The sequence below is a fragment of the Bradyrhizobium sp. AZCC 2230 genome, assembly GCF_036924495.1.
Taxonomy (GTDB): domain Bacteria; phylum Pseudomonadota; class Alphaproteobacteria; order Rhizobiales; family Xanthobacteraceae; genus Bradyrhizobium; species Bradyrhizobium rifense.
The window spans coordinates 536,700-550,293 of the sequence record NZ_JAZHRS010000001.1 but is presented as its reverse complement, the minus strand read 5'-3'; the positions used below and the strand labels follow the sequence as shown (position 1 = coordinate 550,293).

At 59.2% G+C, this 13,594-nt stretch carries 8 protein-coding genes and 3 pseudogenes; 9 read left to right on the top strand and 2 right to left on the bottom strand.

From position 1 onward, the window contains the following. Position 1 precedes the first annotated feature (1 nt). From V1280_RS02460 to V1280_RS02425, 8 genes and pseudogenes are all read left to right on the top strand, one after another. Complete coding sequence (locus V1280_RS02460) at positions 2-781, top strand: citryl-CoA lyase (protein ID WP_334518656.1); 780 nt, start codon at positions 2-4, stop codon at positions 779-781. 11 nt (positions 782-792) lie between these two features. Then, positions 793-1,251: an acyl-CoA thioesterase gene (locus tag V1280_RS02455; RefSeq protein WP_334518654.1), complete on the top strand. Its 459-nt coding sequence runs from the start codon at positions 793-795 to the stop codon at positions 1,249-1,251. Between the two features lie 43 nt (positions 1,252-1,294). Further along, positions 1,295-1,996, top strand: a pseudogene (locus V1280_RS02450) (enoyl-CoA hydratase/isomerase family protein); the annotation flags it as partial. Positions 1,997-1,999: 3 nt separating this feature from the next. Then, positions 2,000-2,284 (top strand): annotated as a pseudogene (locus V1280_RS02445) (flavin reductase family protein); the annotation flags it as partial. 80 nt (positions 2,285-2,364) lie between these two features. Further along, positions 2,365-2,787: an IS66-like element accessory protein TnpA gene (gene tnpA / locus V1280_RS02440; RefSeq protein WP_334518652.1), complete on the top strand. Its 423-nt coding sequence runs from the start codon at positions 2,365-2,367 to the stop codon at positions 2,785-2,787. After that, the gene (gene tnpB / locus V1280_RS02435) at positions 2,784-3,137 is read left to right on the top strand and encodes an IS66 family insertion sequence element accessory protein TnpB (RefSeq protein WP_027545641.1); all 354 of its coding nucleotides are present in this window, start codon (positions 2,784-2,786) and stop codon (positions 3,135-3,137) included. Before tnpA ends, tnpB begins: the two co-directional genes overlap by 4 nt. A 69-nt stretch (positions 3,138-3,206) precedes the next feature. Further along, entirely contained in the window at positions 3,207-4,796 is a 1,590-nt protein-coding gene (tnpC, locus tag V1280_RS02430; RefSeq protein ID WP_334518647.1) for an IS66 family transposase, read from the top strand. 15 nt (positions 4,797-4,811) lie between these two features. Next, positions 4,812-5,183 (top strand): annotated as a pseudogene (locus V1280_RS02425) (flavin reductase family protein); the annotation flags it as partial. Between the two features lie 599 nt (positions 5,184-5,782). Here the strand turns inward: V1280_RS02425 and V1280_RS02420 are convergent. Continuing rightward, positions 5,783-10,039 carry a caspase family protein gene (locus tag V1280_RS02420; RefSeq protein ID WP_334518645.1) on the bottom strand — a complete coding sequence of 1,419 codons (4,257 nt, stop codon included), beginning with the start codon at positions 10,037-10,039 and terminating at the stop codon, positions 5,783-5,785. A 227-nt stretch (positions 10,040-10,266) separates the two neighbouring features. Further along, positions 10,267-13,095: a caspase family protein gene (locus tag V1280_RS02415; RefSeq protein WP_334518643.1), complete on the bottom strand. Its 2,829-nt coding sequence runs from the start codon at positions 13,093-13,095 to the stop codon at positions 10,267-10,269. Positions 13,096-13,121: 26 nt separating this feature from the next. On the opposite strand from V1280_RS02415, the gene V1280_RS02410 reads away from it, so the two are divergent. Continuing rightward, positions 13,122-13,556, top strand: coding sequence for a cupin domain-containing protein (locus V1280_RS02410; RefSeq protein WP_334518641.1), 435 nt, complete (start codon positions 13,122-13,124; stop codon positions 13,554-13,556). Positions 13,557-13,594: the final 38 nt, after the last annotated feature.

The following is a 13,594-nucleotide window of genomic DNA, read 5'->3' as shown; positions in this document are numbered from 1 at the left end:
CATGAAACGGCAAGAGATCAAATCCGACATCGCTTGGGCGACCCCGACGCAAATCAAGGTCCACGGGCTCGACCTCTGCACCGAGATCGTCGGCGTCGTCGATTTCGGACAGATGGCATTCCTCGAGATTTTCGCGCGCCTTCCAAGCGCGAACGAGGCGCGCATGTTCAACGCCATGATGGTGATCCTGGTGGAGCATGGCATCACGCCCTCGTCGCTCGCCACGCGCATGACCTATTGCGGCGCGCCGGAGGCCGTGCAGGCTTCGGTCGCCGCGGGACTGCTGGGACTCGGCTCGGTGTTCGTTGGTTCGCTGGACAATGCCGCGAAGATGCTCCAGGAGGCCTTGCCCGACCCGCAGGCGTCCGTCGACCTGAAGCAGCTGGCGACCGACATCGTCACCGCTCACAAGAACCGGCGTGAGATCATTCCGGGCGTCGGCCATCCCTTCCACAAGCCGATCGATCCGCGCACACCGGCCCTGTTCAAGGTCGCGCACGAAACCGGCTTTGCCGGTCGCTACGTCGAGCTGATGGAGAACATCGGCGCGGAAGCGAGCAAGCAATACGGCCGGCCGCTCCCCCTCAACGTCACCGGTGCGATGGCAGCGATTGCCTCGGAGTTCAAGCTGTCCTGGAAGATGTGCCGCGGCCTCGCCGTGGCGGCTCGCGCGGTCGGGCTCGTCGGGCACATCATCGAGGAAATGCGTCAGCCGATGGCCGAGGAGATCTATTACCGGATCGAGCACGAGGCCACCGAGCACTCCCGCCCACGCGAGTGAAGGAGCGTCGAATGAACGAGGCTCCGGTTTCGCGCACCCCTTCGACACCACGGCTGACGCCGGAGCACTTCCGGTTCTGGAGTCTGGAGAAGCTGCGCAACGCAGATACGGATCAGTTCCGACACGTCAACAATGCTGCGATCGCCAGCTTCCTCGAAGGCGGCCGCATGGATCTGTTTGCGGATCCCACGATCAGCCGCCTGATGGATGGGCTCAACGTCGTGGTCGGGCGGCTGACCATCGAATTCCATGCCGAGATCTTCTATCCGGGCGAGATCAATATCGGCTCGACGGTCACTTATATCGGCCGCTCGTCCTTCGAGGTCCTGCAAGGCGTCTTCCGCGCCGGGACGTGCGTCGCGTCCGCCACCGCGTCCTGCGTGCTGCTCCAGGCGGGCAAGCCATATGCCGTTCCGGACGACATCCGGCGGCACCTGCTCGGCAAGCCTTCCAGTTCGGCGGGAGGCTGACCATGCCGGTGCTTTACAGCCGTAGCGGCGACATCGCCGTTCTCACCGTAATGCCCTCTCCAGGGCCTCGGTATCGATGCTGTTCGAGCTGATCGAGCGGTCGCACGCCGAGAAGGCACGGGCCATCGTGATCGCGGCGAATGGTCCGGTGTTCTGCGCGGGCGCCAACATCGACGATTTGAAGACCGGTTGGATGAGCGGCACGTCCGATCCGACGGATCCCGCTCTGTTGTTTCGGGCCCTGGCCGAGGATACGCGCCCGACCATCGCGGCGGTCCGAGGCGGGGCTCTCGGCGGCGGATTTGAGCTGACGCTCTCCTGCGATCTGGTCGTGATGGGAACGGAGAGCTATGTCGCTCTCCCGGAATTGGGGCATGGCGTCATCCCCAACACCGCGCTGGCGCGCCTGCACCATGTGGTGGGCACGCGACGTGCGGCCGAGCTGATATTGACCCGCCGCCGGCTGAGCGCAGCCGAGGCCGTCGACTGGGGATTGGCCAATCGCGTGGTCCCCACGGCTGACGTCCTGTCCAGCGCGATCGATCTCGCGCTCGGCATCGTGCAGTCGGCGCCACCGGGCGCCATCGCTGCCGCAAAGCGCAACCTCGCCCGTCACGGCGCGACGGATTGGGCACGCGTGCTGTCGTCGCCCGAGGATGTTCCGGCGGCCGAATGGCGCGAGGGACTGCGATCCTTCGATGAGCGGCGCAAGCCCAGTTACGATCAATTCTGGCAGAACATGTGAACCATGGAGCCGACGCCAACCCGCGCTACGTCGCAGGATATCCACTTCTACGAGCCGGCGAAGGGGCACGGGCTGAAGCACGATCCCTTCAATGCCATCGTGGCGCCGCGGCCGATCGGCTGGATTTCCTCGCGCGATGCGAAGGGGAACGTCAACCTCGCGCCGTACAGCTTCTTCAACGCCTTTTGCTACACGCCGGCGCTGGTCGGCTTCTCCTCGACCGGCTGGAAGGACACGGTTGCGAACGTCCAGGACACCCGCGAGTTCTGCTGGAATCTCGCGACCATCGGTAAGCGCTTAGCCGGAACCCTTGCTTCGGGATCGGGATAGCTGTGCGAAGAAGCCTCCGGCTTGGACGGAGGTTTGGGATGGGATTGGACAGCAAAAAGGACGTCCATTTGGACGGCTCATCGGCGGGGGCGGTGAGCCGGCTGGAGGTTCTTGAAGGGCCATCGGGGCGCCGCGTGCGTTCGGAAGCTGAGAGAGCCCGGATCGTCGCCGAGAGTCTGCTACCCGGCGCCCAGGTGTCCGAGGTGGCGCGCAAGCACGGAGCGACGCGCTGGCAGATTTACGATTGGCGACGACGCTTTCGACAGCGAGGCATGTTGGCGCCGTGCGAGGTATCGCAGTCGACATTCGCACCGCTGGTCGTGGAAAGCGCGTTGAAGGAGCGTCACGTTCCGGCGATCAAGCTTGAGATCTCGATCGGTGATGTCGTGCTGCGGACGGACACAGCCATAGATGGCGAGCAGCTGTCCCGGGTGATCCGCGCAGTGCGAGCGTCACGATGATCGCGGCCGGTGCCGATCTGAAGATTTACATCGCGACGCGGCCGATCGACTTCCGCTGTGGCCACGATGGGCTTGCGGCGAAGGTGCAGGAGATGCTTCGTCTCGACCCGTTCAGCGGCGCAGCCTTCGTGTTCCGATCGAAACGAGCGGACCGGATCAAGATTTTGGTCTGGGATCGAACGGGCCTGGTGTTAGTGCACAAGCGTCTCGAAGGTTGCAGGTTCGTTTGGCCAACGATTGCAGACGGCGTGATGCGCATATCGCCGGCGATGTTCGCAGCCCTGTTCGAGGGGCTGGATTGGAGGTTGGTCCGCCCGGAAGAAGCGCGACGTCCCCAGGCGGCTGGATAGCTGCGGCAGAATGACTCGGCAGCTATTTTGAATGTGGCACGTGCGGCGGCGATGTGCTCGAAATAGCGCATGAGCATCGCGGCGCTGCGCGACGAAAATGAACAACTCAAAGCGCTTTTGGCGCAAACGCAGGCGGCGTTGAGCGAGCATCAGGGGGCGCTGGCGGCGTCGGAGGAAGCGCGGCGTCGGCTGGAGGTCATCCTCGGCGAATTGCGACGCGAGAAGTTCGGCGCGAAGTCCGAGAAGCTGCGGCCAGATCAGTATCACTTACCGCTGGAAGACGTAGAGATCGCGCAAGGCATCCTGGACGCCGCGCAGGAGAGAGCCGAGGCTGTGATCAAGGGCCGATCGCGGAGCGTGCCGGATCAAGGTTCTCATCGCAATCGCGGCTGCTTGCCTGCCCATTTGCCGCGGGTGGAACGGATCATCGAGCCTGCGAGCACGCTCTGTCCGTGCGGTTGCGGCGCCATGACGAAGATCGGCGAGGACGTCAGCAAACGCCTCGACGTGATCCCGGCGCAATGGCGGGTGTTGGTCACGCGCCGCCCGAAATACATCTGTCGCCGCTGCTCGGGCCCTGTCGTGCAGGCGCACGCACCGGAGCACGTCGTGCCCAGCGGGCTGCCGACCGAAGCGGCCATTGCGCACGTGATCGTCTCCAAGTTTGGCGACCATACGCCGTTTTACCGTCAGGCCGAGATCTATGCGCGCCAGGGGATCCGGCTTGATCGGGCAACACTGGGCAACTGGTCCGGCCGCGCCTGCTTCCATCTTCAGCCCATCGCGGACCACATGCGCCGCCGCCTGGCCATGGCGGATCGTCTGTTCATGGACGAAACCACGGCGCCGGTGCTCGATCCCGGGCGAGGCCAAACGAAGAAGGGCTACTTCTGGGCGATCGTCTCCGACGACCGCGGCCACAGCGGCCCAAGTCCGCCGATCGTGCTGTTCCGATATGCCCCCGGTCGCAGCGGTGCCTTCGCGGAGCAGTTCCTGGACGGCTTTGGCGGACGCTTCCTGCAATGCGATGCCTATGACGGTTATGACCGGCTGACCGAAGTCGCTCGACCGCAAGGGCCATGGACGCTCGTGCATTGCTGGAGCCATTTGCGCCGGCGCTTCGTTAAATTGGCCCGTAACAGCAAATCGCCGATCGCCGAGGCCGCCGTTCGGCACATCGCGCAGCTTTACGCCATTGAAGCCATGGTACGCGGTGCATCGCCGGACACGCGGCTGGCCGCCCGCAAGGAGCATTCGTCGCCCCTCATCGCTGCTTTAAAGCCGTGGTTTGAGAAACAGCTTTCTATGATCTCCAGCGGTTCGACGCTCGCCGAGGACATCCGCTACGCGCTCAATCACTGGCAAGGGCTGACCCGCTTCCTCGAAGACGGGCGCCTCGAGCTCGACACGAACCCTGTCGAGAACGCCATCCGGCCAGTCTGCCTGACCAGAAAAAATGCGCTCTTCGCGGGCCATGAAATTGGGGCTGAAAATTGGGCCTTGCTGGCGTCGATCGTTGCCACCTGCAAGCTCAACGACGTCAACCCGGCTGCCTACATCGCCGAAACACTCGAGGCGATCATCGACGGCCATCCCCATAGCAGAATCGAAGACCTCATGCCGTGGCGATTCCGCAAAACGTCAAGCCTGCCTCAATAGGGTCCCGGCTGAGCGCTTACGACCATCGATCTGGCGCGGCAGATGAACACGACCGCCCTCCATGTCGGTCGCGAAGTCGATGAGTTCGCGATTGCCGGACTGACGCGAGCGCCGAGCCGGTTCGTCGGCGTGCCGCGCGTGGCGGAAAGCCCGGTGTCGTTCGAGTGCAAGGTGACGGACATCATCCAGCTCAAGGGCACGACGGGTGAACCCGCGGCGGCCTGGCTGACGCTCGGCGAAGTCGTCGCCGTCCATATCGACAAGGCTTTCATCAGGGACGGCGTCTACCTCACGGAGCTCGCACGCCCGATCGCGCGCGCCGGCCGACGCGGCGACTATTTCGAGATGACAGCAGAGACCATGTTCGAAATGGTCCGGCCGGACTAGCGCGCGGGCGCTCGGACCCGGACCTGGCAAATAGCCCCTCTCGCCTTTTCGCACGCTCTGGTACGCTGCACTACTCCGACGGACAAGCGTGGGTTGGACATACGCTTCGACGGAGTTAGTTGATCATGCAACACGGATCCAAGCGAATTAGTCTACGCCAATCTAGCCGATAACCGCCGAACGCCCTACTCCCACTCGATTATTCAAATCGCACTAGCGTATTGAAATTCTTCCGATTTTCTTCGTGTGGCCGATGATCCTCCGTCGACAGGGCCGTCAAAAAGCTACGCTCTTGATTTCAATATGGAAATTGCCACGGAAATTTTTCTGTGAATTCACCAACTATCGGAATCATCCAGTCGATATCGCCGTGACGAGTATCGCCCCTCCCGCTTAAGAAACGAGTGAGTTAGGGTTGAAAGGCGACTGGGTCCTCACGAGCGAAGTCGAAGAGGGCTGGGGTCTGAGCGTGATCCGCGACCTTCTGCCGGAAGCCCGGCTCTACGACTGAGTCACGTCCGACATAGGAAGCGTCTTTGCGACCGGCCCTGATATCCTCGAACAGGCTCGGAGTGTGCTGCTCGCCATATCTGAGCCATTCAGCGATCGTGAGTTTTCCCGTCGTGGTTGGCGTCAGCTGCGCGCTTGCCGTAGGGGCCTAAAGCCAGCCCGTCGTGTACTAAGGCGTAGGTCAGCAGGCCCTGCTTTAATTTATTGCTCTCCAGCGCCACGTCGTCGGCCTGGCTTGCGGCCAGGATGCGCATCGCCTTGTCGTAGGCGAGTTGGCCGAGACCCCGGTCTCCCATTGGTCCGGGCTTGAAGCCGGGTTGATCGACGCTCGCTGCCGAATGGCAGGCGTCAATGATCATTGCCATCTGGCCAGCATCTATCGGACGAAGCCATTCGCTGAGCTCTTCGCCCGAGATGAATTGGGTGAGCACCTCAGGTTTGGTGGCCGGATCCAGATCTTTCCCCGAATCGGAGGGCAGCAGGTAGAACGCCCCGTCCTTCGCCGTGTAGCCATGACCAGAAAAGGTAACGATCACTACGTCGTCGGGTGTGGCCCGTGCAAGCTGATCGACACCCTTCACCCCTGCCAGCGATCCCGAAGGCGTCGACTGCCCGGCCAACCTCGAAAGGACCGCTCGGATGTTGGCCTTTGTCGCGTCCCACTTGGTTCGATCCTCTCCGTCCGAGGTGAGGCTTATCGGCACGACCTTGTAGCCGCCCAGCCTGGACAGGCTCTCCCTCATGGCCTCGGCGTCGCGCACGGCGAAGCGCAGCTGGCGTTCCTTGGCGTCATAGCTGTTGGCCCCAACCGTCACCACGTAGGCCCTTGCCTCCCGCGGCGCGAGGTCGCGCGGAAGCACGTACTGAAGCGATGCCGTTGCACTCTTCACCCGGTCCTCATTGAACGCATAGGCCGTGAAGAGGATGCTTTCCTTATGTGCTCTGGTCGGCAGCTTGACTGCGAAGCCGTGAGATACAACCTTCGCCCCAGCTCCTGGCTCCAGAAGCGTCCTCTGACGCCAAGTCTGGATCTCATCGCTGCCATCCTGAGCTTCCGGCCACTGTCCCACAAGTTCACCGTCCCGAAAGAGCCGAAAGTCATACACTCCGGTACGCGTCTTGCCGTTCCTCTGCGTCAGGTCTTCGTTGCCTTCCACCTCCACATGGACCAGGACCTCGTCCGTCGACGCACCACGCTGGACACTGGAAATCCTCACATTTGGCTGGATACGATTCAGCTCCGCAAGCGATCGCACTGGCTTAAACGCCTTCGTGCACGCGTCAGCAGAACCCGTTCTCTCCGCCTCGTTACACGCCAGCAGTCGCGGCAAAAGCCGCGGTTCGTAATAGTCCCTCATGAATATCTCAGGACGAAGCGATGACCACGGACTGTCAGAGACAACCCACCCCAAGCTATTGATGTTTGCAATTTCATTGGTATCGAAGCGACCATCTGCCGTTACAGCAGCCCAACGCGCTTCGTGAAAGAGAGCAAGAGACCCAATGTCTACATGCCCCTCTTTACCGCCCGCCCAAAGATGCAGCGATCCATCTGCTCCTGCACTCACGATCAACCTGCCATCGCTGGACACTGCCAACGCGCTTACCGCGCTGTTATGAGAGTATTGTGCAATTCTGTTGCCGGTGATGCTATCCCACGCATTGATTTTTCCGTCAGCGCCGCCGGTATAAATCACATTACCATCACTGCTATCGGCGAAGCTCAGGATCCTGCCAGTATAGAGAGTGAGTACACCACTCACTGGCTCGCCATTTTGAGTACCGGAATTGTCGGCCATGGTCGCTTCGCTGACCTCGTGGGTTGGCGAGAATGCGCGCCTGCCATCAAGCTCGCACACGGCGGCTTGTTCGTTTTCGCTTAGCGCAAAAACCCGGTCCTTACCGACAAATCTCCCAAATCTTACGCCGTCCCCGTCCCAGGAAAAAATGTTGCTTGCAAACCGGAGATCACAGGACCCTAACAATGTACCTGAGGCAATCTCATAGGCACTCGCGCTGCCACCCTGACCTCCTAGCAAGATCTTCGACCTATCAGGAGAGATTGCCAAGGGCACGACGGCATGTGAGCGATCAAGCGACTGAATAGTTCGGATCAAGCTCCCGTCCTGATTCCAGACATCTACCCTGCCTCCGATGCCAACGGCTACAACCTCACCTCCATCTGAAATTGCGATTTCGCCACGTTCCCAAAAATCGTCCGATGACCTAAAGTTGTGCGATTTTACCTGATCAGATATCGCGCCATTGGTCAGCGAGCGCGACACACTATGTGGACCGATCGTCCACAAGAGTACGGAACCGTCCGCGTAGAAACAAGCTAACGACCTTGATCTTCGCGCCAAAGAACATCGCCTCGGTTGAGACGGATGTGAAACGGGAATCATCCGCGGAAGACCCGTAAAATCCCAAGGTTGCCCGCTCGCATCGACCGCGACTTGTGCAGAAGAACCAGTTGTTTGAAGCGAGCCATCGAATCCGACAACTAACGACTGCAGCGACTGACTCAAATTATACTCCGCCAACTTTCCGTCTGCGCCGACCAAGATACGTCCACTATTCGCGATCGATATGCCATCTAGATGCGCCAGACTTGTATCGCGGGAAATTGAGATTGTTGCGGCGCTGCTCGATGATCTCCATACTTCACCAACGATTTCGTCGCCCCCCTTTTTTGCCAGAGCAAAAAGGTCTCGATCGGCGTTGAACAGAATGAGCTTCTGTATTGTCTGTATTCCGGATACACTTCGCATTACCCGCAGCAAGCTTCCGCTAGAAGTATCCCACTCGCAGACGACCCCTTCTTCCTCGGCCGTATACAAGCGTCCACCGTCCTCTGATAGCGTCCACGCTTGGGGGACTTTTGCCGAAGGTATCGTGCCGGAGACAGAATTTCCCTCAAACCGCCCAACTACTTTCGATAGACCGACGTCCCAGACCTCTGGCCGAGGGGAAAAAATGAGAACTCGTTTGCCATCTGCTAAAAAGGCGGCGCCATCTATTCTCGTGGGAAGAGCGAGCCCGAAGCTTTCGTCACCAGTGCTATCAATGATCTTTAAGAAGCCGTCCGAATAACCCGGATCTCCCGGATTCGGCGCAGGTTTGCCATCTAGTGTAAATGAATAGCCGGCTTGATTTCCGTAGACGAGCACCCTTTCATCGTAAGGTGAAGCGACGATATTTGCTGCGCGAGGATATGAGTGCTTCCAGAGGATAGTCTGGGTTGTTGTGTCAAACGCTGTGATTTGTTCCAGGTCTTCAACGGTGATTAAGTTATGAGGTCCGCTAAACATCGCGCTCGTAACTCGTCCGAGAATATCGAGATTCCAAATCGCCTCTTTGCGCGAGGGGTGGTATAGCCTGGATTCACCCACACCTTTGCCGCCGACAAAAACGAGCCTTCCGTCGCGAGAGTAGCCGATGGCGTCGCCCCCCTTTGGAAACGACCTCACAATTGATCCAGTCGCCAGATCGACAAGGGAGGCTTCGCCAGCGCGGTTTACGGTCACAATTTGATCGGCTGCTGTTGACAGGCCTATCTTCTCGACAGGACTCGGAGTCGGAATTCTCTTCAGCTCCCTTGCAGCCGAAAGATCCCACGTGATGATGCTGTCTTCACTTCGTGTAATGACCACTGGATGCTCGGAGGACGCATGAAGAAGATAGGCGTCGCGGATTTCCTTCGCGTGAGAACTTTGCAATACCAGGTTCGCTCGAACTTCGGCGGACGATACTGGATCTTGATTTGATATGTCTGCATTATCGCCGACCAGAGGCTCCTTCCCCAGAGAAATGCTCAGCGGGTTCAGACCTTCGGCAATAACCGTGCAATCGCATAGCCTCGGATCGATTGGCGCGCGCTTGGAAATTTTTTCTTTCTGAGAGGTCTTCCATGACTCGCAACTACGAAGAACCTCCGCGCGTTCCTCCGATATGGGGTTGTCATACTCCGATCTCAACCACCATTGGAGAACAGGGATACTAGCCTTCCCGCGTTCGACGTCGATGCGATCCCAGTCAATGCACGCTGCCACAACATTGTTTCTCGGGTGGGAAAGCAGTTCTTGCTTTCCCTCGTCGCGAACGATTTTTGTCCACGCCTCGTAAGTTGCTCTCCCCAAATCATTCGAATTCAGGCCTTTCGTCGATGCCGGCGTCGAGAAGCCGAACACACCAATTAGGTGTGCGAGAAGCACAATTTTGAAAGGCGGCGGCATGAGTTGTCGATAACTCATTTTGCCGTCGGCGCGACAATCTCTTGACAGGGAGATCAATCCGCTACCCATCCTGCGTAAAACCGACGAAAACCCACCGCGCGCTTCCTTCATAATGAATGTCCCTACCTGAAATGGGCGTCTGTCGCGATTTGATCAACTCATCAATTGCAACGTAAATTCCGTCTCTACAGTACTCTGATTGTTTTGCTTCAAGCACTTTGCCAAATCTGTTACACCGAAAAATGCCTAGGCCGGACGGAGTGTACTTCTCGTTTTGCGCTTGGATCACACCCCTGAGCCATCAGAGAGCTCTTGCTTGTTCTGCTTAATTTGCCGCCTTATCGGAGGGTCACCAGGTCCTGCCGGGCGAAGTCAAAGAGACTTGGCGTTTGTGCATGAACTGCGACTTTGACTCCGAAGCCTGGCACCACGACGGAGTCGCGACCCACATAGACGGCATCCTTCCGCCCTGTCCTGATGTCCTCGAACAAGGCCGGAGTGTGCTGTTCACCGTAACGAAGCCACTCGGCAAGTGTGAGTTTGCCGTCATGGTTGGCGTCGGCGACGTATCTTCCGTCCGGCCCGAGTGCCAGGCCGTCATGCACCAGTGCGTAGGTAAGCAGCCCTTGATTCAGTTTCTCACTCTCCAGGGCAACGTCATCAGCCTGGCTGGCGGCGAGGATGCGCATGGCCTTGTCGTAAGCGAGTTGACCGAGCCCCCGATCCCCCATTGGCCCGGGTTTGAAACCCGGCTGATCAACGCTCGCTGCCGAATGGCAGGCGTCGATGATCATTGCCATCTGCCCGGCGTCGATCGGCCGAAGCCAGCTGCTTAGCTCTTCGCTCGAGATGAACCTGGATAGCACGTTTGGTCTGACGGCTGGGTCAATCGCCTCCCCGGAATCGGCGGGTAACAAGTAAAACCCCCCATCCTTCGACGTATAGCCATGACCTGAGAAGGTGATGATCACCAGATCATCTGGAGTGACTCGCGCAAGCCTGTCGGCTCCCTCTACGCCCACCAGAGCGCCTTTGGGTATTGGCTTCCCGGCCAACCCGGAAAGAACAGCCCGGATGTTGGCCTTTGTCGCAAACCAGCGGGTTGGATCCCGTCCCTCCGAAGTGAGCGTCACCGGAACGACTTTGTAGCCGTCCAGCTTGGACAGACTCTCGCGCATCGCCTTCGCGTCCCGCACCGCGAATCGCAACTGGCGTGCCTCAGCGTCGTAACTGTTGGCCCCAATCGCTATCACGTAGGCCCTTCGCTCCCGCGGAGCCACATCATGCGGAAGTGCAAACACGAGCGATGCCGTCGCGCTCTTCACCCGATCCTCATTAAACGCGTAAGCGGTGAAGGTGACGCTCTCTTTTCCTCCGGTCGGCAGCTTGACAAGGAAATCGTGCATCTTGGTCTGTGATCCCGCGTCGGGCTCTACGTGCGTTCTCAGCCGCCAGGCTCCTTTCTCGTCGCTCCCTTCCCTGGCTTCCGGCCACTGCCCTACCAGCTCGCCGTCACGAAACAGGCGCAAATCGTATACATCCGTATGTGTCCTGTTGTTGTTTTGCGTTGGATCGCCGCCCTTCGCCATCTTGACGCGAACAGTGGCCATATCGCCCCCGACCAGAACTGAGGACGAAATCTCAACGTTGGGCAGAACCCTGTTCAGCGACGTCAGCGACGGCAGATCGGACAACGATGCTCCGGTCAGGAGTCGAGGAAGGAGCCGCGGCTGGTAGTAGTCGCGCATGAGGATTTCAAGGGGCAGAGGCTCCATAAGGTTGCCACCGGCAACCCAATGGACGCCCTTTACATCGCTAAGATCCATATTTGTGTCGAACCGGCCCTTCGGATCCACGGCCACCCACGATCCGATCTTGTCCAATACGACCAGCGTACCTATCGGCTGCCCGTTGCTGCCCTGTAACGTGATCCGGTCCTCACTCTTTGAGATCCTGAAAGGCCGCCCTTGCAGCGCGCCCGTGTCGCTGAAATCGGCGTTGTTGTTGTACCCAATGCGTGGGGCATCCTCACCGAGGATCCCGCCGCGCTTCAGGTCGAAAGCCATATGGCCATCGTACCAGACGTGCACGGCCAGGATGCTTGAGTCAGCCACAACTCCAGCACCTTCAACGCGGTTGGCATAGCTGCCTAGTCTTCGCACGGGGTGTTTAAAGGGCTGCTCGCGGTGAGGATCGACAATGACGATGTCCCCTCCTTCTTCCGCAACGCCAATTAGCTGTTCGTCTGCACTGAACGCGACTCCATGCAACGACGGGGCTTCGAACGTGCGGTCATATGGTGCTTCACCAGCGCCGCGCCAGGACCAAAGAGCCAACGGACCCCCAGGCTCGCGGACGCCAGCGATCAATCCACTTCGAGGAGCGAAATCAATAGATTCCAGTGGATGCGGTCCAGCATCCGAAAGCGTTCCAACCATGCTCCCGCTACGGACCTCGATGATCTGGATTCTCCCCTGAGGTCCATCGATTGTCAGCTTCGAGCCGTCGACACTAAGACGGGAGGTTTGCGACATCGCGTCGATGTGGAATGATGGTGTCAGTTCCTGGAAAGTCCTCAGGTCCCAACGGCGGACTGAAGCAGTTGCCCAGTCAGCGCAAAGAAACTCCGAGCTCCCAGCATCGACTCCGACCGTGGGAGAGGGCCGGCTCGAGCACGCAATCGGCGGGAAGGCCTGTTTCCCGCTCCGCACATCCCAGAACTGGACGGAGCCATCTTCGCCCGACGCCGCGATGATTGGTTCTGATGGAAAGAATGCCAAAGAGGTTGACATACTGCCGTTTGCAAGAGTCGCGATCTCGCGGCCCGAATTAAGGTCCCAGACCTTGACCGTGCGATCCAGGCTTCCGGCCGCGACCAGGCGCCCATCTCTGGAAAACGCGATGGACCGGGCGCTGTGACGAATTCCACTTTCGACATAGAGCGCTGCCTCTGTAGGAGTCGCACCGGAGCCTTCGCCTGATCGCTGAGCTGGCTGCAAAGGCTGGGCTGTAGCAGTTGAGCCTCCGGCGAACATCGCGAACGCAAGGAACAAGCGACAGATCGCCTTTCGGCACGCAGACATTTCCTCAGGGAGGCACATCCGCTTCAGCTCCCGCTTACAGCCATTGCGCGACGGCAATTTAGATGTATTATTTCTCTGTTTCATTCATTGGTTGTAGAGGAGTAGCATAAATGGCTTTCAATCCCAAGCACTTATCGTTCGCGGAAGGTAAGAAGCGGACGCTCGAGCTTATGAAGAAGCACAAGGTCGACCTCGCGGCAATCATCACTTCGCAGGACTCCAACATGAAGGCTCTTCAAAAGGAGCTGGTTGTCGGCGACAAGGGCATACCAAAGGGGTTTGTGAAGTGGCAGCTGCCTCTTTTCTTTCCTGACGGGTGTCTGAACTATTTCTCGTATGGTGCGCCCAACGCCGAGGTCGGAGAGCATTCGCACGACGAAGGGCAGCAACTGAGAGTCATCATGAACGGCTCGATAAGCTACAAAGGGAAAGTACTGGCCCAGGGTGACTGGATGTATGTACCGGCGGGCATGAAATACTCATTCACTGTGGGCCCTCAGGGCGTCGGGATGTTCTACTGCTATGCATGCTGTTGCTGGGTTTGACGCCCGGGAAACCCCGATTTGGAAACACCGGCTTCTGT